Source organism: Citrobacter amalonaticus, from assembly GCF_037053465.1.
Taxonomy (GTDB): Bacteria; Pseudomonadota; Gammaproteobacteria; order Enterobacterales; family Enterobacteriaceae; genus Citrobacter_A; species Citrobacter_A amalonaticus_H.
The window spans coordinates 315,739-338,166 of record NZ_JBALIF010000003.1 but is presented as its reverse complement, the minus strand read 5'-3'; the positions used below and the strand labels follow the sequence as shown (position 1 = coordinate 338,166).

Genomic DNA, 22,428 nt, shown 5'->3' with positions numbered 1-22,428 from the left:
TCGATAATTACAATAACCCTTTAAGGGTGAGGGTTTTTCGTGTTGCGATATTTAAATCGTACTTCGACAACTCTTCCGGTCGGACCCAGGCGAAAGCCTGAAACTCTTCGTTGATATGTACGGCGCGATTGGCGGCGACACAATCGAATATCAGGTAAATCATGTAGAGTTCTTCCTGGCTACCGTCAGGATAGGTTTTGGTACGAATGTCATCGCTGAAGGTCCAGGGTTTGATAGCAGTCAGAACCAGTTCATCCCCCAGTTCTTCACGAATCTCACGACGCAGCGCCTCCTCAATCTGCTCTCCCGGCTCAACCCCACCGCCAGACAGCGCCCATTGACCCGGAAAAACTCCCCGATCGTCGGCCATCTGGCACAGGAGATAACATCCATCATTCTCTATTAAGGGGCAAACAATAGTCCTTTGGCGCACAATAATATTCCTTAGAGCAGAGGTAACATGGAAACGGAAAAGTTTATCTCCTGATAACCTAAGAAAAAATGTTTATTTTCCATTGAGATGCAAAATTCACTGTTATAAGGGGTTATGAACAGAAAAAGCGTTTTCCCAATCAAACGTTCCGTAAATGGTTTTGGAGTGTACTATTCATGGTTGTTATTGGTATTATTTTCTTACAAAACGATAGGTTATCGCTTTTTTAATTCATTGATTCCTTTGTCTCTGGCAGTACAATCCATCAGTTTTGGAGCAGTTTACATATTTGCTTGATGGAAACGGTAAAAATGAAGAAGAGCGTATTATTTGGAATGGCGGGAATGCTGTTCATTTCTGCTTCTGTGAGTGCAATGAGCATTAGCGGCCAGGCGGGGAAAGAATATACCAACGTGGCGGTTGGGTTTGGTACAGAATCCTCCGGGCTGGCGATGAGCGGCGACTGGACGCATAGTGATGACGACGGTGACGTCGCAGGCCTGGGCCTGGGTCTGAATCTCCCACTTGGACCGTTTCTGGCGACGGTGGGTGGCAAAGGGCTTTACACCAATCCGAACGATGGTAATGAAGGTTATGCCGCCGCAGTCGGTGGCGGATTACAATGGCCTATTGGCGACAGCGTTCGTCTGTTCGGCGAGTACTATTACTCTCCGGATTCGCTCTCCAGCGGTATTGAGAGCTATCAGGAAGCGAATGCTGGCGCGCGCCTTTTGATCATGCGTCCGCTGAGCATTGAGGCCGGTTACCGCTACCTGAATCTGGCGGGGAAAGACGGCAATCGTGACAACGCCCTTGCTGACGGCCCGTATGTCGGGGTCAACGCCAGCTTCTAATCCCGATGGCGCGACGTCCTGTCGCGCCGCTTTACTTCCTTGCGGATATTTCTCTACCACGCCACTTCCCCCTTTGCGTTATAGTGTTTTCATCATAAGAGCAGGAGAACACGATGCTAAAGGTCGAAATGTTGTCCACCGGGGATGAAGTGTTGCACGGGCAAATCGTCGACACGAATGCTGCCTGGCTGGCCGATTTTTTCTTTAATCAGGGATTACCTCTGACCCGCCGAAATACGGTGGGCGATAACCTCGACGATCTGGTCGCCATTTTGCGCGAACGCAGCCAGCAGGCTGATGTGCTGATCGTCAACGGCGGACTAGGGCCAACCAGCGATGATCTCAGCGCGCTCGCTGCGGCGACGGCGAAGGGCGAAGGATTGGTGCTGCATGAGGCATGGCTTGCTGAGATGGAGCGCTTTTTCCGTGAGCGGGGCCGGGTGATGGCGCCCAGCAATCGCAAACAGGCAGAACTGCCCGCCAGCGCTGAATTTATCAATAATCCCGTTGGTACCGCCTGCGGGTTTGCCGTACAGCTCAATCGTTGCCTGATGTTTTTTACCCCGGGCGTACCGTCAGAATTCAAAGTGATGGTTGAGCATGAGATCCTGCCGCGTTTACGTGAGCGATTCTCACTCACTGAACCGCCGCTGTGCCTGCGTTTGACCACCTTTGGCCGCTCGGAAAGCGATCTGGCGCAACGCCTTGATTCACTGTCCTTACCCGAAGGTGTCACTCTCGGCTATCGCTCATCCATGCCGATTATTGAGCTGAAGCTTACCGGTCCCTGGGCTCAGCGCGAAGCGATGCGCAGCCTGTGGCAGGAGGTGAAGCGCGTAGCCGGGCAAAGCCTTATTTTTGAAGGCACCGAAGGACTCCCCCTGCAAATTGCGCGTGAGTTGCAGAAACGACAGCTCAGTCTGACGCTCAGCGAGCAGTTTACCGGCGGGTTGTTGGCGCTTCAGCTTTCTCGCGTCGGTGCGCCGTTATTAGCCAGCGAAGTGGTGCCTTCCCAGGAAGAGACGCTGGCGCAGACCGCGCACTGGACGTCGGAACGGCGTGGTAACCATTATGCCGGCCTGGCGCTGGCGGTTTCCGGACTGGAAAACGAACACCTGAATTTTGCGCTCGCCACGCCGGACGGGACGTTTGCGCTGCGGGTTCATTTCAGCGTGACGCGCCACAGCCTGCAGGTGCGTCAGGAAGTTTGCGCGATGATGGCCCTTAACATGCTTCGTCGCTGGCTGAATAAGCAGGATATTGCCAGTGAGCACGGTTGGATCGACGTGGTTGAGTCCTTAACCCTGTAGTCTGGCATCGCCCGGTCGCGCGCCGCTGACCGGGCCGATACGTTTTTGTCCAACCTGTTGTACTCCCCGTAAAAAAATCCGTGCGTTAATTCACATTTCTGCCCGTAACTTTTCCAGTCTGCTGGAAGAAGGGCACGATTTGACACGCTTCACAACTTTACGCCCGATGACCGATCACACTGATTCCAGTATCTCAGACTGGAGTCCAGTATGTTGGAATCAAGTAAAGTCCCGGCGCTCACCCGGGCCATTGATATTCTCAATTTAATTGCCCGCATTGGCCCGTGCAGCGCAGCGACGATTATTGAAACGTTGAAGATCCCCAAGAGCACCGCGTATCTGCTGCTCAATGAGCTGAAGCGTCAGCGATTCGTTAGCGTCGATCATCAGGAGAATTTTTGCCTGTGGACCAAGCTGGTGGAGCTTTCCGGTCACGCGCTCAGCAAAATGGATCTGCGTGAACTGGCGCGACCGCGTCTGACACAACTGATGGATGAGACCGGGATGTTGTGCCATCTGGGGATCATCGATCATGAAAGCGCCTATTACATCCTGAAGGTGGAATCGCCATCGACTATCAGCGTGCGCTCCCATGAAGGGAAGAGTCTTTCACTGTATCGCTCAGGCATTGGTAAATGTCTGCTGGCCTGGCAGCCTGCTGCGGTGCGTAAAGCCATCATTGAGCAACTGGTGTGGGAACAAGCGACACCGACCACAATCACTCAACCCCAGCAGCTCAACGAGGAACTGGAACGCATCCGCCAGCGCGGCTGGAGCTTCGACAACGGTGAAGATTATCCGGATGTCCGCTGCGTCGCTGCCCCCGTTTTTAATGCCAACAATGACCCTGCCGCCGCCATTTCGGTGGTCGGTACCCGATTACAAATCAACGAAGAGAATCGTGATTATCTGGCGGGCAAGGCCATTGCCTGTGCGAAAGATATTTCACGCCTGTTGGGATGGAAAAGTCCCTTCGATTCACTCGCCTCATAAGAATGGAGAACATCATGACCCTACCCAAAATTAAACACGTTCGCGCCTGGTTCACCGGCGGTGCTACCGCAGAAAAAGGTGCCGGCGGCGGTGATTATCACGATCAGGGCGCCAACCACTGGATTGACGATCATATCGCCACGCCAATGAGCAAATACCGCGAGTACGAGCAATCACGCCAGTCTTTTGGGATCAACGTGTTAGGTACGCTGATTGTTGAAGTGGAAGCCGAGAACGGCCAGACGGGGTTTGCCGTTTCCACGGCAGGGGAGATGGGCTGCTTTATCGTTGAGAAGCACCTCAACCGCTTTATCGAAGGAAAATGCGTCAGCGATATCAAACTCATTCACGATCAGATGCTCGGCGCGACCATGTACTACTCCGGCTCTGGCGGTCTGGTGATGAACACCATCTCTTGCGTCGATTTGGCGCTGTGGGATCTGTTTGGCAAAGTGGTGGGGCTGCCGGTCTACAAACTGTTGGGCGGCGCGGTGCGTGATGAAATTCAGTTTTATGCCACGGGTGCACGTCCGGATCTGGCAAAAGAGATGGGCTTTATTGGCGGCAAAATGCCTACGCACTGGGGGCCGCATGACGGCGATGCGGGGATTCGCCAAGATGCGGCCATGGTGGCCGGCATGCGCGAGAAGTGCGGCCCGGATTTCTGGCTGATGCTCGATTGCTGGATGAGCCAGGATGTGAATTACGCCACGAAACTGGCCTACGCCTGCGCGCCGTCCAACCTGAAGTGGATTGAAGAGTGTCTGCCGCCTCAGCAATACGAGGGCTATCGGGAACTGAAACGCAACGTGCCGGCAGGCATGATGGTCACCAGCGGCGAGCACCACGGTACGCTGCAATCCTTCCGCACGCTGGCAGAAACCGGCATCGATATCATGCAGCCGGATGTGGGCTGGTGCGGTGGTTTAACGACGCTGGTCGAGATCGCGGCGATTGCCAAATCGCGCGGGCAACTGGTTGTGCCTCATGGCTCGTCGGTCTATTCGCACCATGCGGTGATCACGTTCACGAACACGCCGTTCAGCGAATTCCTGATGACCAGCCCGGACTGCTCGACCCTGCGTCCACAATTCGACCCAATTCTGCTGGATGAGCCAGTGCCGGTGAATGGCCGCATTCACAAGTCCGTTCTGGATAAGCCTGGATTCGGCGTTGAGCTCAACCGGGACTGCAACCTGAAGCGCCCCTATAGCCACTAATGACCTGTGCGTTGCCGCACTGACGGCAACGCCCTCATCTCTTTGAGGAACTTGCTATGAGTACCACTTTGCTTGACGGCGTGGTGAAGAAAAACCGCGCGCGTTTAATTCCGTTCATGCTGGCGCTGTATGTCCTGGCGTTTCTGGACCGTTCAAACATCGGTTTTGCCAAAGAGACCTACCAGATTGATACCGGGCTGAGCAATGAAGCCTATGCGCTCGGGGCGGGGATTTTCTTTGTGGTCTATGCCTTTCTTGGCGTTCCCGCCAACCTGTTGATGCGCAAACTGGGGGCCAGAACCTGGATTGGCGCCACCACGTTGCTATGGGGTTTTCTCTCTGCGGCGATGGCGTGGGCGGACACCGAAGCGAAATTCCTGATTATCCGCACTCTGTTGGGGGCCGCCGAAGCCGGTTTCTTCCCGGGGATGATCTATCTCACCTCGCAATGGTTCCCGCAGCGTAACCGCGCCAGCATCATGGGGCTGTTTTACATGGGAGCGCCGCTGGCGTTGACGCTGGGCTCACCGCTTTCCGGTGCGCTGCTGGAAATGCACGGTTTTATGGGTCACCCTGGTTGGTTCTGGATGTTCGTTATCGAAGGGTTGCTGGCAGTAGGCGCAGGCGTATTCACCTTCTTCTGGCTGGATGACACGCCGCAACAGGCGCGTTTCCTCAGTACAGAAGAAAAATCGGTGCTTATCAGCCAACTGGCAAGTGAAGAAGAGAAAAAGGTAACGTCAAAACTGTCGGATGCGTTGCGTAACGGTCGTGTCTGGCAACTGGCGATTATCTATCTGACCATTCAGGTGGCGGTCTACGGCCTGATCTTCTTTTTACCCACCCAGGTTGCTGCGCTGCTGGGGACCAAAGTGGGATTCACGGCCTCAGTTGTCACCGCGATTCCGTGGGTGGCGGCGTTGTTCGGGACCTGGCTTATCCCTCGCTACTCCGACCGAACCGGCGATCGTCGCAATGTTGCTGCGCTGACGTTGCTTGCCGCAGGGATTGGCATTGGTTTGTCCGGCCTGGTGTCACCGGTGCTGGCTATCCTCGCGCTCTGCGTGGCGGCGGTCGGGTTTATCGCCGTACAACCGGTCTTCTGGACGATGCCAACGCAACTGCTTTCCGGTACGGCGCTGGCGGCGGGGATCGGCTTCGTTAACCTGTTTGGCGCGGTAGGCGGGTTTATTGCGCCTATCCTGCGGGTGAAAGCGGAAACCCTGTTTGCCAGTGATGCCGCAGGTCTGCTGACGCTGGCGGGTGTCGCCATTATTGGCTCGCTGATTATCTTCTCGCTGAGCGTGAATCGTTCCGCGTCGCAACCGGGTGCTGCGCATCAATAGTTTTATCCATGTGGTAAGGATCATTATGAACGCATTGTTAGTAAACCCTTTTAAGGAAGCGCTTCGTAAAGGGGAAGAACAAATAGGACTGTGGTTGAGTTCGACCACCTCCTACATGGCGGAAATCGCGGCAACGTCGGGCTATGACTGGCTCTTAATCGACGGTGAACATGCGCCAAACACGGTGCAGGATCTCTATCATCAGTTGCAGGCGATTGCGCCCTATGCCAGCCAGCCGGTGATCCGCCCGGTCGAAGGAACGAAAGCCCTGATCAAGCAGGTGATGGACATTGGCGCGCAAACGCTGTTGATCCCGATGGTCGATAGCGCTGAGCAGGCGCGCCAGATTGTGGCTGCGACCCGGTATCCGCCGTTGGGTGAACGAGGCGTAGGGGCAAGCGTAGCGCGGGCGGCGCGCTGGGGACGTATCGAAAATTATATGGCGCAGGCCAATGCGTCGCTCTGCCTGTTGGTACAAGTGGAAAGTAAAACCGCGCTGGATAATCTGGATGAAATTCTCGATGTGGACGGGATCGATGGCGTGTTTATCGGACCTGCGGATCTCTCGGCATCGTTGGGTTACCCGGATAATGCCGGGCATCCGGAAGTGCAGCGGATAATCGAAGCGAGTATCAAGCGAATTCGCGGTGCCGGGAAAGCGGCGGGTTTCCTGGCGGTCGATCCGGCGATGGCGCAGAAATGTCTGGAATGGGGGGCAAACTTTGTTGCCGTGGGCGTCGACACTATGCTGTATACCGAGGCGCTGGACAGAAGGCTGGCGATGTTTAAGTCAGTCCCGACGGGGAAAACGGTGAAAAACAGCTATTAAGAAAACGCCCGGTGGCATTGCGCCACCGGGCTATGCACTTAACCTAATGCTTTCGCCAACAGGGTGATCGGGTGTTCGCAGCGCTTGCTGGTGGACATCTCGATTTGCCATTTGCAGGTCTCGCAGTCGGTCACCACGATATCTGCACCGCTATCTTCAATCTGTTTAAATAGTGGCGCGCCGATAGCTTGCGAAGTGGGGTAGTTCTCTTTTTTGAAGCCGTAGGTGCCGGCAATTCCGCAACACTGAGAGTCCAGTACGGTGAGTTCCAGGCCAGGAATGCGCCGCAACAGTTCAAGGGTGTAGAGCGTCCAGCCCATTTTTTCCATATGGCATGGCGTGTGGTAAACCACTTTCAATGGCAACGTCTTCAGGGGCAGCGTTTTGCCTTCGTCCAGTTTCCGCCACAGCCAGCGGGTGGCCAGTTCGATATGTTCCCGCAGACCGCTGTTGTCAACATCCAGCACTTCCGGATACTCGTCGCGCAACGCGAAAGTGCAGGTTGACGACGTCGCAATAACCGGGATCCCTTTCCCGCCAATGGCCTCGCGCAGGGATTCGACGTTAGTCACCGCCTGTTTACGCGCTTTGTCGGTAAACCCGTTGGCAATCAGCGGCACGCCGCAGCACTTCTCTTTGCTCAGTAACTGAACGCCGGTCCCCATTGCGTTCAGCACCTTGATCAGGTCTTTACCAAGCTGCGGATGGTTGTAATTAACAAAACAGCCGTGGAAAAACGCAACCTGATCTTTGTACTGCGCCTGTTGAGCCGCCACGCTGCGATACCAGCGGCGGAAGGTGCCAAAAGAGTACTTAGGCAAAGTGCGGCGATGATCAATTTTCAACGCGTAATCAAGTAGCTGACGAACCGGTTTCAGCGAGGTCGCCGTATTGACGACCGGGGCGAACGGCGTGGAGACACTGCCCATCAGGTCGGTATGACTTAAGATAAAATTACGCAGTGACGGACGGGTGGTGTCGTATTTTGCCCGCGCGCGCTGAATGATATCGCCGATTTTGACATCGGACGGACAGGCCACTTCGCAGCGTTTGCAGTTAATGCAATATTTCAGTGCGTCGTCATACAGAGCGCCGTCTTTCAGACGCAGGCGTTCGCCATCGGGACCGGCCTGTTTCGGACCGGGATAGCCCGGATTAACGCGGCTGACCGGGCATGCGGTGGTGCACACCGTGCATTTGATGCAACTTTCAAAACGCGTATCACTCATTGCTCACCTCCTGCACGTGCTGCAATGTGATGGGCGGCATGTAGCGCGGTGACCGCACAAACGCCGCCTCCGCATCCCTGGGCAATCGGATCGAATCCGCCGAGAACAGATCCAATGGCGTACAGATTTTCAATGGTTTTCCCCGCCAGCGACGGGCGCAGTGTCTCATCGGTGGTGACGCCAAACTGCTGCCAGGGTTGCGCATCAAAGAAATCACGTTGATACCATTCGGCGCGCGTCGCCGTTTGCTGAACATCCAGACCCAGAATCGGTTCGCGGATCCCGTCACGTTCAGCGATAAGCCCACTGCTAAAGAAACTTCCGCTGGCGAGTACGGCAAAACGTGGACGCAACGGGATATCCGCATGATTGCGCGTCCAGACTTCACTCACCACGCCGTTTTTACAGGTGACTTTTTTCACCTCATCGCCTGGCATCCAGATACCGCCCTGACGGACGAACTGACGCTGAAGCTGATTGTGTAAACGAATACCTGGTACAGAGGGCGGTAGCGTTGGCAAAAGCGTGAGCGCGCAGGGGAGACGGTCATTGAGCCAGCGCCAGAGGCTGTCATCCGTGAGGCCAAAACAGGCGGGCATAATGATCATTTCACAGGTTTTCGCGATCGGTAAAAGCGCGTCATACAACAGAGGCCATTTATCTTCGTTATCCAGAAAACGGGCAATGTTCACGGCGCGAAATTCGGTGGCGTTATCGCGCAACACGTCCAGTTCCGGCAAATCGATTTCAGCCGTTTCCACCTCCAGTTCGCGCTGGCGTAAAGAGGCTGCGGCGAGATGCGCCTGAAAATCCAGTAATCCGCTAATCCCCACCACGCAGATACGTTTTGCGCTGAGCGGCCAGACCGGCGCTTCCGGTGAACTAAGCCAGGTGGAACGCAGCGTTCCTAAAGGCGTAACTCGCTGATGTGACTGCTGAACGTGACCCTGTAAATGCGCGCCGGAAGCTGTCAGCAGCGCCTGTGCCTCCCCGGCGAGCGCCAGAACACGTTGCGAGCCGAGCGTTGTGTAAGGATGCGCAGGCGCCTGTTCTCGCAACGCCTCCAGACCGGCTGTAATGTCGTTCACCGGATTTCCATCCGGCAGCGCGCTGAGCAGATCCAGCGATCCGGAAGAGAAGTGCAGCGCGCTCTGCCCGCGTGTCACCACCGCGCAGCGTAAGCCGCTTTTTTGCAATTGCAAACCACACAGGAGTCCGGCGAGACCACCGCCCATAATCACCGTATCAAATCTCATCGTGGGGCTCCTTTTCCAGACCACATAATCCCTGGTACACCCAGCGGGTAAATTCGCTTTCACGCAGGGCATCGCCCCAGGCGATGGGTTGTACGCCTTTCCAGCGTTCGTTCAGGAAGTCAGAAAGCTGGGTGACAGACTGTGTTGCGCTGGTGATGTTAAAGCGTTGCAGTAAACCGGCGGCGCGACAGGCGCAGAGTTCGCCCTGACAGGTTCCCATCCCCACGCGGGTTCGACGGCGCAGATCCAGCAGGCTGTTCACGTTTAAATTTTCAACCGCATATTGCACTTCACCGGCGGTGACCGCTTCACATTCGCATACCACGCTGCGGTGCTGACGGCCGTGGCTCAACCATGCAGGCGTGCGATCGCCGTGACGATAGACGGCTGAGCCACGCAGTGGCGCGGGCAGGGAGATCACGCGCTTCAGCGTGCTTTCCGTTGGCTCTTGCGAACCCGGCAGCGGCGTGTCGGCGGTGACGCAAGGACGCGTGTTGCCGAGTTTGCGGCAGACCGCATCAGTGGCCCATTCCGCCATCAGGCGGTAGGTCATCAGTTTGCCGCCGGTGATGGTGATAAATCCTTCCAGACCGTCGCGTTTCGCGTGATCGAATAACACGATACCGCGGCTGACATTACGCCCTGTGGGATCGTCATCGCTGGCAACCAGCGGACGAACGCCGGAATAGGCGCGCAGGATGCGGGTTTTCGCCATTATCGGCGCCAGTTTTTCCCCTTCGCGCAGCAGGATATCAACCTCATCAGCGGTGACGCGGTTGCTGTCGATATCATTGTAATCAATGTGGGTGGAGGTGGTGCCAATCAGCGAAATGGTGTCACCAGGCACCAGAATGTCGGCATCCGATGGCTTACGACAGCGGTTGATCACGTGCTGATTGATGCGGTGATCCATGATAAGCAGCGACCCTTTCGCCGGGAACATGCGAATACTTAAATCGGCATATTCCGCGATACGCTGTCCCCAGATGCCAGCGGCGTTAACCACCACCGGCGCATGCAGGGTTTGCGTTTCGCCATTGAGATGGTTGCGCAGATGAACACCGCAGATGGTCGCGCCTTCGCGAATCAGTCCGGTCACTTCGTGGGCCGTCAGAATGACGGCGCCATGCTCTTTGGCATCCAGCATATTGGCGGCGGTCAGGCGGAACGGGTCAACAGTGCCATCAGGTACTTTCACCGCGCCAATCAACTGCGGGTTGACTGACGGTTCAATGATCCGCGCCTGCTGCGGATCGATCGCTTCGGCGCGAATGCCCGCGTCTTCGCAGGCGCGGATAAAGGTCGCCTGAAAGGAAAGCTCATCTTCGGGCAGGGTAATAAACAGACCGTCCGTTGGCTCAACGCAGTGGCGGGCGATACGTTTCAGAATCTGGTTTTCACTGATGCATTCACGGGCGGATTCAGCGTCGGTCACGGCATAACGCGCGCCGCTGTGCAGCAAGCCATGGTTGCGCCCCGTTGCGCCGGTCGCAATATCATGGCGTTCGACTAAAATCACGCGCAGTCCGCGCAGCGCACAGTCGCGGGCGATCCCTGCACCTGTGGCCCCCCCGCCAATGATAATCACGTCACTTGTTTGCGAGTCGCGAGTTTTCATTGTTTTCCCTCACAGTTCGTTTTTTATCATTTAGCCACATAAAAAGCATGGTTTGTTTGATTTCGCGCATATTCGCTCATTATTCGAAAATGAAACGTGATTTCGTGCGCCTTTCTGAACATTTGTCATAAATCTGTAACAATTTGTGCTGTAATTCACATTCACGACAGGTATCTTTGCATAACATCGCGACCACACTGGAAGCAGCGGGGTTGTTTGTACTACCTGCGGTGTTTACCACTTATAAAAGACGGGCCACGGAGGCTACATTATGTTGAGTATTTTTAAACCAGCGGCGCACAAAGCTCGCTTGCCAGCAGCGGAGATCGATCCGACTTACCGTCGGCTTCGCTGGCAGATATTTCTGGGGATATTCTTTGGCTATGCCGCGTACTATCTGGTACGCAAGAACTTTGCGCTGGCGATGCCGTACCTGGTTGAGCAGGGCTTTTCCCGTGGCGATCTGGGTTTCGCGCTGTCGGGGATCTCCATCGCTTACGGATTTTCGAAATTCATCATGGGGTCGGTCTCGGATCGCTCGAATCCGCGCGTCTTCCTGCCCGCTGGTTTGATTCTGGCAGCCGCAGTCATGCTGTTCATGGGCTTTGTGCCATGGGCGACATCGAGCATTGCTATTATGTTTGTGCTGCTGTTCCTGTGTGGCTGGTTCCAGGGAATGGGGTGGCCGCCGTGCGGACGCACCATGGTGCACTGGTGGTCGCAGAAAGAGCGTGGCGGAATTGTCTCCGTCTGGAACTGCGCGCATAACGTCGGCGGCGGGATCCCTCCTTTGCTGTTCCTGCTCGGGATGGCCTGGTTTAACGACTGGAAAGCCGCGCTGTATATGCCTGCTTTCGGGGCGATCCTCGTGGCTATTTTCGCTTTCGCGCTGATGCGTGATACGCCGCAGTCCTGTGGCTTACCGCCTATCGAAGAGTACAAAAACGATTATCCGGATGACTACAACGAAAAAGCGGAAGAAGAACTGACTGCGAAGCAGATTTTCATGCAGTACGTCCTGCCGAACAAACTGCTGTGGTACATCGCTATTGCTAACGTCTTCGTTTATCTGCTGCGCTACGGCATCCTCGACTGGTCTCCGACCTATCTGAAGGAAGTAAAACACTTCGCGCTGGATAAATCCTCCTGGGCCTACTTCTTCTATGAGTACGCCGGTATTCCTGGCACTCTGCTGTGCGGCTGGATGTCGGATAAAGTCTTCCGTGGCAACCGTGGCGCCACCGGTGTGTTCTTTATGACGCTGGTGACTATCGCGACCATCGTTTACTGGATGAACCCGGCCGGTAACCCCACCGTCGATATGATTTGTATGATTGTTATCGGCTTCCTGATCTACGGCCCGGTGATGCTGATTGGTCTGCATGCGCTGGAACTGGCACCGAAAAAAGCGGCAGGTACTGCAGCGGGCTTTACCGGCCTGTTTGGCTATCTTGGCGGTTCTGTGGCGGCAAGCGCCATCGTCGGTTACACGGTTGACTTCTTCGGCTGGGACGGCGGCTTCATGGTGATGATCGGCGGCAGTATCCTGGCGGTTATCCTGCTGGTTGTGGTCATGATCGGTGAAAAACGCCATCACGATGAGATGCAACTGAAACGCAACGGGGCTCAGTAAATGCAAACAACATTGAAAAACCTCAGCCTGGCGCTGCTGATGGCGGGCACGGTAATGGGCAGCCATGCGCTGGCGGCCAGCAACACCGATAAAGTGGTGATTGCGCACCGCGGCGCGAGTGGATATTTGCCGGAACATACGCTGCCGGCAAAAGCGATGGCCTACGCGCAGGGAGCGGACTATCTGGAACAGGATTTGGTGATGACCAAAGACGACCATCTGGTCGTTCTGCATGACCATTACCTGGATCGCGTCACGGATGTTGCGGAGCGTTTCCCCGATCGGGCGCGCAAAGATGGCCGCTATTATGCGATTGATTTTACCCTTGATGAGATCAAATCCCTGAAGTTCACTGAAGGGTTTGATCTGGAAAATGGCAAGAAAGTGCAAACTTACCCTGGCCGTTTCCCAATGGGAAAATCGGATTTCCGCGTTCATACCTTTGAAGAGGAGATCGAGTTTGTTCAGGGGCTGAACCATTCTACCGGTAAGAACATCGGAATCTATCCGGAAATCAAAGCGCCCTGGTTCCATCATCAGGAAGGAAAAGACATCGCGGCGAAAACGCTGGAAGTGCTGAAAAAGTATGGTTACAGCAACAAACAGGACAAAGTGTATCTGCAAAGTTTTGATGTGGCGGAACTCAAGCGCATCAAAAATGAGCTGGAACCCAAAATGGGGATGGACCTTAACCTGGTACAGTTGATTGCGTATACCGACTGGAATGAAACCCAGGAGAAGAAGCCGGACGGCAGTTGGGTGAATTACAACTACGACTGGATGTTTAAACCGGGGGCGATGAAGCAGGTGGCAGAGTATGCGGATGGTATTGGTCCGGATTACCACATGCTGATTGATGCGAAGTCGACGAAAGGCAATATCGTGCTGACTGGCATGGTGCAGGATGCCCATCAGAACAAGATGACGGTTCATCCTTATACAGTGCGTGCCGATCAATTGCCGGACTACACGACGGACGTGAACCAGTTGTACGACATTCTGTATAACAAAGCGGGAGTGGACGGGCTGTTCACCGACTTCCCCGATAAAGCGGTGATGTTCTTACGTAAAGAGTAAAAATCGCGTTATCCCTCTCCACTGCACCCCAAAGGCGGACAACCGCTGAGTAAGGTGCAGTTTTTTTATCTTTTTTCCTGCCTGCTAAAGGCTAAAAAGCACGCACCAGATCAAGAAATTCAGCCCATAGCATAAATATCTTAAGAAATCCTTAATCAGAAGATTTATATTAAACGTCTGAATAGTTTATGCCGTTATTGTAACGGATGAGGCCGAAATGGTGCAGGAAGAGTTTAATCACTGGTGGGCAACGGAAGGCGATTGGGTCGAAGAACCGAATTATCGACGCAAAGGGATGAGCGGTGTGCAATGCATCGAACGTGACGGAAAGAAATTATATGTGAAGCGGATGACGCAGCATCTTTTTCACTCCGCGCGCTATCCCTTTGGTCGCCCAACCATTGTGCGCGAAATCCAGGTGATTCGTGAACTCGAACGGGCGGGCGTCATCGTCCCGAAAATTGTCTATGGTCAGGCGACAAAAGTTAACGGCGAGTGGCGTGCGCTGCTGATCACCGAAGATATGAAGGGGTTTGTGAGCATTGACGAGTGGTATAAGCAGCATGCGATCGCGCCTTATCCTGATGAGGTGCGTGATGCGATGCTTAAAGCGGTGGCACTCGCCTTTAAAAAGATGCACAGCGTAAATCGTCAGCACGGCTGTTGTTATGTCCGGCATATCTATGTGAAAACGGAAGGGACAGTAGAAGCCGGATTCCTGGATCTGGAAAAAAGCCGTCGCCGTTTGCGTCGCCATAAAGCGGCACAGCACGACTTTTCTCAGCTTGAGAAATACCTGAGTCCCATTCCGAAAGCAGACTGGGAACAGGTCAAAGCGTATTACTACGCGATGTAACGCGTGCGTCACATCTCAATTTCGATATCGCCTTTTGCCCTGCAACAACAGGGCAAAATTTCATCGGGCTGAATAAACGCCAGAGGTTCCGCGATCCAGTCGACCTGACCGGCGACGAGGCGGGTTCGGCAGGAACCGCAATAGCCTTCGCGGCACTGATATTCCACTTCAACGTCATGCGATTCAAGCGCGGCGAGCAGGGAAGGGTGTTCATCCTGGCACAGCAACTGTGTGCCAGTGATGCGCAGCGTGACACGTCCCATCAGAGCTGGAAGTTACTCAGATCGTCGGTATCGACTTCTGAATCGATTTGGCCGACCAGATAAGAACTCACTTCCACTTCCTGTGGGGCAACCTGGACGTTATCAGACACCAGCCAGGTGTTGATCCACGGGATCGGGTTTGAACGGGTCTGGAAGGGCAGATCAAGACCCACGGCCTGCATGCGGATATTGGTGATGTATTCGACATACTGGCAAAGAATGTCTTTGTTCAGGCCGATCATCGACCCGTCGCGGAACAGATAATCCGCCCACTCTTTTTCCTGTTGCGCCGCCTGAACAAACAGATCGTAGCACTCCTGCTTACACTCTTCGGCAATCTCCGCCATTTCTGGATCGTCAACGCCGCTGCGCAGCAGGTTCAGCATATGCTGAGTCCCGGTCAAGTGCAGCGCTTCGTCACGGGCAATCAGACGAATGATTTTGGCGTTACCTTCCATCAGTTCACGCTCGGCAAACGCAAAAGAGCAGGCGAAGCTGACATAGAAACGGATCGCTTCCAGCGCGTTGACGCTCATCAGGCACAGATAGAGTTTTTTCTTCAATTCGCGCAGGTTCACGGTGACGGTTTTGCCGTTCACGGTGTGCGTGCCTTCGCCCAGCAGATGCCAGTAGCTGGTCATTTCAATCAGCTCATCGTAATAGCTGGAAATGCCTTCAGCACGTTTTTGAATCTGCTCATTTGTGACAATGTCATCAAACACAATCGCCGGGTCGTTAACGATATTGCGGATGATATGGGTGTATGAACGCGAATGAATCGTCTCAGAGAAAGCCCAGGTTTCGACCCAGGTTTCCAGCTCCGGGATAGAAATCAGCGGCAGCAGCGCCACGTTCGGACTGCGTCCCTGAATCGAGTCCAGCAGCGTCTGATACTTCAGGTTACTGATGAAAATGTGTTTTTCATGCTCGGGCAACGCCTGATAGTCGATGCGGTCGCGGGAAACGTCAACTTCTTCCGGACGCCAGAAGAAGGAGAGTTGCTTCTCAATCAGCTTTTCGAAGATGTCATATTTTTGCTGATCGTAACGCGCAACGTTTACCGGCTGACCAAAAAACATCGGTTCCAGAAGCTGGTTATTTTTCGTCTGTGAAAAAGTGGTGTATGCCATGAATGAGTCCTGTCTGGAATGTCATGCCGGATGGCGGCGCGAGCGCCTGATCCGGCCTTGAAGCCGTGATAGTGTAGGCCGGATAAGCGAAGCGCCATCCGGCAATACAATATTAAATCTTACATGCGCCGCTTTCGCAGCCATCGTCCTGAATGGATGGCACCAGATCGTCCTGGGCATCTTCCGCGCCATCACGGGTGTTCTGATAGTACAGCGTTTTGACGCCAAATTTATAGGCGGTGAGCAGGTCTTTGAGCAACTGCTGCATCGGCACTTTTCCTGACGGGAAGCGGGTCGGATCGTAGTTGGTATTGGCAGAGATCGACTGATCGATAAATTTCTGCATGATGCCAACCAGTTGCAGATAACCGTCGTTACCCGGCATTTCCCACAGCAGTTCGTAGGCGTTACCCAGATGCTCATAGTCCGGCACCACCTGGCGCAGGATACCGTCTTTCGACGCTTTAATACTGACATATCCGCGCGGCGGCTCAATGCCGTTGGTGGCGTTGGAGATCTGCGAAGAGGTTTCCGACGGCATCAGAGCAGAGAGCGTAGAGTTACGCAGGCCGTGAGTCTTAATGGATTCGCGCAGCGCTTCCCAGTCGTAGTGCAGCGCTTCACTGGTGATCGCGTCCAGATCTTTCTTATAGGTATCGATCGGCAGAATACCCTGCGCATAGGTGGTTTCGTTAAACCACGGGCAGGCGCCTTGCTCAATCGCCAGTTCATTAGAGGCTTTCAGCAGGTAGTACTGAATGGCTTCGAAGGTTTTGTGCGTCAGGTTGTTGGCGCTGCCGTCGGAGTAACGCACGCCGTGTTTCGCCAGATAGTAAGCGAAGTTGATCACGCCAATACCCAGCGTACGACGACCCATTGCACCGCGTTTGGCGGCAGGGATCGGATAATCCTGGTAATCGAGCAGCGCATCAAGCGCACGAACGGCCAGCACCGCCAGTTCTTCCAGTTCATCAAGGCTGCTGATCGCACCCAGGTTGAACGCGGAGAGCGTACACAGCGCGATTTCACCGTTTTCGTCGTTAACATCCATCAGCGGTTTGGTCGGCAGCGCGATTTCCAGACACAGGTTGGACTGGCGAACCGGTGCAACCTGAGGATCGAACGGGCTGTGGGTGTTGCAGTGGTCAACGTTCTGAATATAGATACGGCCGGTAGAGGCGCGTTCCTGCATCATCAGTGAGAACAGCTCAACGGCTTTCACGCGCTGTTTACGGATGCTGTCGTCTTTTTCATATTTTGTGTACAGACGTTCGAACTCATCCTGATCGGCGAAAAACGCATCGTACAGGCCCGGGACGTCAGACGGGCTGAACAGGGTGATGTCTTCACCTTTCAGCAATCGGGTGTACATCAGTTTGTTGATCTGCACGCCGTAGTCCATGTGACGCACGCGGTTGCCTTCTACGCCACGGTTGTTCTTCAGCACCAGCAGGCTTTCAACTTCCAGATGCCACATCGGGTAAAACAGCGTCGCCGCACCGCCGCGCACGCCGCCCTGAGAGCAGGATTTCACCGCCGTCTGGAAGTGTTTATAGAAAGGAATACAGCCCGTGTGGAACGCTTCGCCGCCGCGAATTGGGCTGCCCAGCGCGCGGATGCGTCCCGCGTTGATACCGATACCGGCACGCTGGGAGACGTATTTCACGATTGCGCTGGAGGTGGCGTTGATTGAGTCCAGACTGTCGCCGCATTCGATCAGGACGCAGGAACTGAACTGACGCGTTGGGGTACGCACGCCGGACATAATCGGCGTTGGCAACGAAATTTTGAAGGTGGAAACGGCGTCATAAAAGCGTTTTACATATTCCAGACGGGTTTCACGCGGGTAGTTTGAGAACAGGCAGGCGGCCACCAGAATATAGAGGAACTGGGCGCTTTCGTAGATCTCACCGGTCACACGGTTCTGAACCAGGTATTTCCCTTCGAGTTGCTTAACGGCAGCGTAAGAGAAGGTCATATCGCGATCGTGAACGATGAACGAGTCCATCTGCTTGAACTCTTCTTCCGTGTAGTCTTCCAGCAGATGATTGTCGTATTTGCCCATTTCAACCATTTTCACCACATGGTCGAACAGTTTTGGCGGTTCAAACTCACCGTAGGCTTTTTTACGCAGGTGGAAAATCGCCAGGCGCGCCGCCAGATACTGGTAATCCGGCGCGTCGCGGGAGATCAGATCGGCGGCGGCTTTAATGATAGTTTCATGGATATCAGAGGTCTTGATACCGTCATAAAACTGGATGTGGGAGCGCAGCTCGACCTGGGAAATCGAGACGTTATTCAGTCCTTCTGCCGCCCAATCCAGAACCCGATGGATTTTGTCGAGATTGATACGCTCTGTGCTACCGTCGCGCTTTGTCACCAGCAGACTCTGATTCATGTGATTTTACCTGTCCGTGAGAGAAAAATATCCCCTGCATTATCCACAATGCCACCCTGTGACTAACTCTGTGGATAAATACTATATGTAGGGGTTCAGTGTTAAAATAAACGCTATATGGTGAGTATTCTAGTTGGGATTCTTTTCAGTACAAGAGTTGATTTTGAGGTTAAATTGAGGTTGCAAAAGGGTAAGAAAGGCTAAGTGCGCGTCTTATAAGGCCTGGTGGGGATGTCAACAATCGATAAAAAAAATAGATAATTTGATCGAGTGCTGATTTCTTCATCGAAGGTAAAGAAAGTTCTTATGACCTGGCGCAAATTTTGTATGCCGGATGGCGGCGTAAACGTCTTATCCGGCCGTAGGCCTGATAAGCGCAGCGCCATCAGGCATTGTTCCCGTTAGCATGCCGGATGGCGGCGTTGAACGCCTTATCCGGCCTACAGGAGCGGTTAACCAACCCTGGCGGTAGTGTGCACCATATAGTTCACATCCACACCAGGGCCAAGTTTAAAGGCGTTGGTGATGGGGTTATAATGCAGACCCGTCATATGGCGCTCTTGCAGCACCGTCTGGTCCACCCAGCCTAACAGTTCAGCCGGCTTAATGAATTTTTTCACATCATGCGTGCCTTTTGGCACCATGCGCAGAATGTACTCTGCGCCGACTACCGCCATCAGCCAGGATTTACCGTTACGGTTGAGGGTCGAGAAAAACACGTCGCCGCCGGGCTTCACCAGTTGAGCGCAGGCCCTGACCACCGATTGCGGATCGGGCACATGTTCCAGCATTTCCATGCAGGTCACCACATCGTATTGATGCGCGTGTTTCGCCGCGTGTTCTTCCACCGTTTCCTGCACGTAATCGACCTGAATCCCGCTCTCCAGCGCATGCAGCTTTGCAACCTGCAACGGCTCGAAGCCCATGTCCAGACCGGTTACGCTGGCGCCTTCGCGTGCCATACTCTCTGCCAGAATGCCGCCGCCGCAACCGACGTCGAGCACCTTTTTACCAAACAGACCACCAGAACGCCCGGCAATATAACCCAGTCGCAGTGGGTTAATGCGATGTAACGGCTTAAATTCGCCTTCCAGATCCCACCAGCGCGACGCAACTGCTTCAAACTTCGCAATTTCCTCGTGGTCAACGTTGTGGTTTACCGGGTGTTTTTCGGCATTCATCGGGGCTTTTACTCCTTATTTGGCAAGACGAATGAGTATATCAGGCATTCACTCCGAATAAAGTGTGAAGGTTTACCTCAATCTGCGTGGTTGTGTTATAATTTGCGACCTTTGAATCCGGGATACAGTAGAGGGATAGCGGTTAGATGAGCGACCTTGCGAGAGAAATTACACCGGTCAACATTGAGGAAGAGCTGAAGAACTCTTATCTGGATTATGCGATGTCGGTCATTGTTGGCCGTGCGCTGCCGGATGTCCGAGATGGCCTGAAACCGGTACACCGTCGCGTTCTTTACGCCATGAACGTATTGGGCAATGACTGGAACAAAGCCTATAAGAAATCGGCCCGTGTCGTTGGCGACGTCATCGGTAAATACCACCCGCACGGCGACTCTGCGGTATATGACACCATTGTTCGTATGGCTCAGCCGTTCTCGCTGCGTTATATGCTGGTGGATGGCCAGGGTAACTTCGGTTCTATCGATGGTGACTCTGCGGCGGCAATGCGTTATACGGAAATCCGTCTGGCGAAGATTGCCCATGAGCTGATGGCCGATCTTGAAAAAGAGACGGTTGATTTTGTCGACAACTATGACGGCACGGAAAAAATTCCTGACGTTATGCCGACCAAAATTCCGAATCTGTTGGTGAATGGTTCTTCCGGTATCGCGGTAGGGATGGCGACGAACATTCCGCCACACAACCTGACGGAAGTGATCAATGGCTGTCTGGCCTATATTGATGACGAAGAGATCAGCGTTGAAGGCCTGATGGAGCATATTCCTGGCCCGGATTTCCCGACGGCGGCGATCATCAACGGTCGTCGCGGTATTGAAGAAGCCTATCGTACTGGTCGCGGCAAAGTGTACATTCGCGCCCGCGCGGAAGTGGAAGCGGACGCGAAAACCGGTCGTGAAACCATTATCGTCCACGAAATTCCGTATCAGGTGAACAAAGCGCGCCTGATCGAGAAAATTGCGGAACTGGTCAAAGATAAACGTGTTGAAGGCATCAGCGCGCTGCGTGACGAGTCTGATAAAGACGGTATGCGCATCGTAATTGAAGTCAAACGCGACGCGGTCGGGGAAGTGGTACTCAACAACCTCTACTCCCAGACTCAATTGCAGGTCTCTTTCGGTATCAACATGGTGGCACTGCACCATGGTCAGCCGAAGATCATGAACCTGAAAGACATCATTTCAGCGTTTGTGCGCCACCGTCGTGAAGTGGTGACCCGCCGTACTATTTTCGAACTGCGTAAAGCCCGCGATCGTGCGCATATCCTTGAAGCGCTGGCGATTGCGCTGGCGAACATTGATCCGATCATTGAACTTATCCGTCGTGCACCGACCCCTGCCGAAGCGAAAGCGGCATTGATCGCGCGTCCGTGGGATCTGGGCAACGTGGCGGCAATGCTCGAACGTGCCGGTGATGACGCCGCGCGTCCGGAGTGGCTGGAGCCCGAGTTTGGCGTGCGTGACGGTCAGTATTACCTTACGGAACAGCAGGCCCAGGCGATTCTGGATCTGCGTCTGCAGAAACTGACCGGCCTTGAGCACGAAAAACTGCTCGACGAATACAAAGAGTTGCTGGAACAGATCGCGGAACTGCTGCACATTCTGGGCAGCGCCGATCGTCTGATGGAAGTGATCCGCGAAGAGCTGGAACTGATCCGCGAGCAGTTTGGCGATGAGCGCCGTACCGAAATCACTGCCAACAGCGCCGATATCAATATTGAAGATCTGATCAACCAGGAAGATGTGGTTGTGACCCTGTCTCACCAGGGCTACGTGAAGTATCAGCCGCTGACCGACTACGAAGCACAACGTCGTGGCGGGAAAGGCAAGTCGGCTGCGCGTATCAAAGAAGAAGACTTTATTGATCGCCTGCTGGTGGCGAACACCCATGACACGATCCTCTGCTTCTCCAGCCGGGGCCGCCTGTACTGGATGAAGGTCTACCAGTTGCCTGAAGCGAGCCGTGGCGCGCGTGGTCGTCCGATCGTTAACCTGCTGCCGCTGGAAGCCGACGAACGTATTACCGCGATCCTGCCGGTACGCGAGTACGAAGAGGGCGTAAACGTCTTTATGGCGACCGCCAGCGGTACAGTGAAGAAAACGGCGCTGACTGAATTCAGCCGTCCGCGTTCTGCCGGGATTATCGCGGTGAACCTGAACGAAGGCGATGAACTGATTGGCGTCGATCTGACCGCAGGTAAAGACGAAGTCATGCTGTTCTCGGCTGCCGGTAAAGTGGTGCGCTTTAAAGAAGACGCCGTGCGTGCAATGGGGCGTACTGCAACGGGCGTGCGTGGCATCAAGCTGGCGGGTGAAGACAAAGTTGTTTCTCTGATTATCCCACGTGGCGACGGCGCGATTCTGACGGTGACGCAAAACGGTTACGGCAAACGTACCGCCGCCGAAGAGTATCCGACCAAGTCGCGTGCGACCCAGGGCGTTATCTCCATCAAAGTGACCGAGCGTAACGGTTCCGTTGTTGGCGCGGTACAGGTGGATGATTGTGACCAGATCATGATGATCACCGATGCGGGTACGCTGGTACGTACGCGCGTATCGGAAATCAGCGTAGTCGGTCGTAACACCCAGGGCGTGATCCTCATCCGTACGGCGGAAGATGAAAATGTGGTCGGTCTGCAACGCGTGGCTGAACCGGTGGATGATGAAGAGCTTGATTCCATCGACGGTAGCGCAGCGGAAGGGGATGATGATATCGCCCCGGAAGCGGAAACCGACGACGATGCAGCAGATGACGCTGACGAGTAATAAGTCCTAACAAAAAAGG

18 protein-coding genes are annotated in these 22,428 nt (G+C 54.3%); 10 read left to right on the top strand and 8 right to left on the bottom strand.

Translation table 11 applies throughout. The annotated features are described in order from the left end of the window. Positions 1-7 precede the first annotated feature (7 nt). The gene (gene nudI / locus WB371_RS07095) at positions 8-433 is read right to left on the bottom strand and encodes a nucleoside triphosphatase NudI (RefSeq protein WP_336219386.1); all 426 of its coding nucleotides are present in this window, start codon (positions 431-433) and stop codon (positions 8-10) included. A gap of 311 nt (positions 434-744) precedes the next feature. On the opposite strand from nudI, the gene WB371_RS07090 reads away from it, so the two are divergent. The 6 genes from WB371_RS07090 (at position 745) to yfaU (ending at position 6,985) form a co-directional block, all read left to right on the top strand. Continuing rightward, a complete protein-coding gene (locus WB371_RS07090) occupies positions 745-1,287 on the top strand; it encodes a YfaZ family outer membrane protein (protein WP_336219385.1) in 543 nt (180 codons plus the stop codon). A 113-nt stretch (positions 1,288-1,400) separates the two neighbouring features. Beyond that, a complete protein-coding gene (locus tag WB371_RS07085; protein ID WP_336219384.1) occupies positions 1,401-2,597 on the top strand; it encodes a nicotinamide mononucleotide deamidase-related protein YfaY in 1,197 nt (398 codons plus the stop codon). A 210-nt stretch (positions 2,598-2,807) separates the two neighbouring features. Beyond that, a complete protein-coding gene (locus WB371_RS07080) occupies positions 2,808-3,590 on the top strand; it encodes an IclR family transcriptional regulator (protein WP_336219383.1) in 783 nt (260 codons plus the stop codon). 14 nt (positions 3,591-3,604) lie between these two features. Further along, positions 3,605-4,810 carry an L-rhamnonate dehydratase gene (gene rhmD, locus WB371_RS07075; protein ID WP_336219382.1) on the top strand — a complete coding sequence of 402 codons (1,206 nt, stop codon included), beginning with the start codon at positions 3,605-3,607 and terminating at the stop codon, positions 4,808-4,810. 56 nt (positions 4,811-4,866) lie between these two features. After that, complete coding sequence (locus WB371_RS07070) at positions 4,867-6,156, top strand: MFS transporter (RefSeq protein WP_336219381.1); 1,290 nt, start codon at positions 4,867-4,869, stop codon at positions 6,154-6,156. Positions 6,157-6,181: 25 nt separating this feature from the next. Then, positions 6,182-6,985: a 2-keto-3-deoxy-L-rhamnonate aldolase gene (gene yfaU, locus WB371_RS07065; protein WP_336219380.1), complete on the top strand. Its 804-nt coding sequence runs from the start codon at positions 6,182-6,184 to the stop codon at positions 6,983-6,985. Positions 6,986-7,023: 38 nt separating this feature from the next. On the opposite strand, the gene glpC is transcribed toward yfaU, so the two are convergent. Genes glpC through glpA form a run of 3 tightly spaced genes read right to left on the bottom strand, consistent with a single transcriptional unit; the run spans position 7,024 to position 11,088 of the window. Further along, positions 7,024-8,214 (bottom strand): anaerobic glycerol-3-phosphate dehydrogenase subunit GlpC, encoded by a 1,191-nt coding sequence (glpC, locus tag WB371_RS07060; protein ID WP_336219379.1) that lies wholly within the window; start codon positions 8,212-8,214, stop codon positions 7,024-7,026. Then, positions 8,211-9,470 carry a glycerol-3-phosphate dehydrogenase subunit GlpB gene (gene glpB, locus WB371_RS07055; RefSeq protein WP_336219378.1) on the bottom strand — a complete coding sequence of 420 codons (1,260 nt, stop codon included), beginning with the start codon at positions 9,468-9,470 and terminating at the stop codon, positions 8,211-8,213. Before glpB ends, glpC begins: the two co-directional genes overlap by 4 nt. After that, positions 9,460-11,088, bottom strand: a complete 1,629-nt coding sequence (glpA, locus tag WB371_RS07050) for an anaerobic glycerol-3-phosphate dehydrogenase subunit A (RefSeq protein ID WP_336219377.1) — start codon at positions 11,086-11,088, stop codon at positions 9,460-9,462. Before glpA ends, glpB begins: the two co-directional genes overlap by 11 nt. A gap of 271 nt (positions 11,089-11,359) precedes the next feature. Between glpA and glpT the strand changes: the two genes are divergently transcribed. From glpT to inaA, 3 genes are all read left to right on the top strand, one after another. Next, positions 11,360-12,721, top strand: a complete 1,362-nt coding sequence (gene glpT / locus WB371_RS07045; protein WP_336219376.1) for a glycerol-3-phosphate transporter — start codon at positions 11,360-11,362, stop codon at positions 12,719-12,721. Then, entirely contained in the window at positions 12,722-13,798 is a 1,077-nt protein-coding gene (gene glpQ, locus WB371_RS07040; protein WP_336219375.1) for a glycerophosphodiester phosphodiesterase, read from the top strand. 217 nt (positions 13,799-14,015) lie between these two features. Beyond that, a complete protein-coding gene (gene inaA / locus WB371_RS07035) occupies positions 14,016-14,654 on the top strand; it encodes a lipopolysaccharide kinase InaA (RefSeq protein WP_336219374.1) in 639 nt (212 codons plus the stop codon). 8 nt (positions 14,655-14,662) lie between these two features. On the opposite strand, the gene yfaE is transcribed toward inaA, so the two are convergent. The 4 genes from yfaE to ubiG all read right to left on the bottom strand — a co-directional run bounded on the left by yfaE (position 14,663) and on the right by ubiG (position 19,626). After that, positions 14,663-14,917, bottom strand: coding sequence for a ferredoxin-like diferric-tyrosyl radical cofactor maintenance protein YfaE (yfaE, locus tag WB371_RS07030; RefSeq protein WP_336219373.1), 255 nt, complete (start codon positions 14,915-14,917; stop codon positions 14,663-14,665). Continuing rightward, entirely contained in the window at positions 14,917-16,047 is a 1,131-nt protein-coding gene (gene nrdB, locus WB371_RS07025; protein WP_336219372.1) for a class Ia ribonucleoside-diphosphate reductase subunit beta, read from the bottom strand. The genes yfaE and nrdB overlap by 1 nt, the downstream gene beginning before the upstream one ends. A gap of 112 nt (positions 16,048-16,159) precedes the next feature. Next, positions 16,160-18,445, bottom strand: a complete 2,286-nt coding sequence (nrdA, locus tag WB371_RS07020; protein ID WP_336219371.1) for a class 1a ribonucleoside-diphosphate reductase subunit alpha — start codon at positions 18,443-18,445, stop codon at positions 16,160-16,162. A 452-nt stretch (positions 18,446-18,897) separates the two neighbouring features. Next, positions 18,898-19,626 carry a bifunctional 2-polyprenyl-6-hydroxyphenol methylase/3-demethylubiquinol 3-O-methyltransferase UbiG gene (ubiG, locus tag WB371_RS07015; protein ID WP_336219370.1) on the bottom strand — a complete coding sequence of 243 codons (729 nt, stop codon included), beginning with the start codon at positions 19,624-19,626 and terminating at the stop codon, positions 18,898-18,900. Between the two features lie 146 nt (positions 19,627-19,772). Here ubiG and gyrA point away from each other — a divergent pair, with 146 nt between their 5' ends. Further along, entirely contained in the window at positions 19,773-22,409 is a 2,637-nt protein-coding gene (gene gyrA / locus WB371_RS07010) for a DNA topoisomerase (ATP-hydrolyzing) subunit A (protein ID WP_336219369.1), read from the top strand. Positions 22,410-22,428 lie beyond the last annotated feature (19 nt).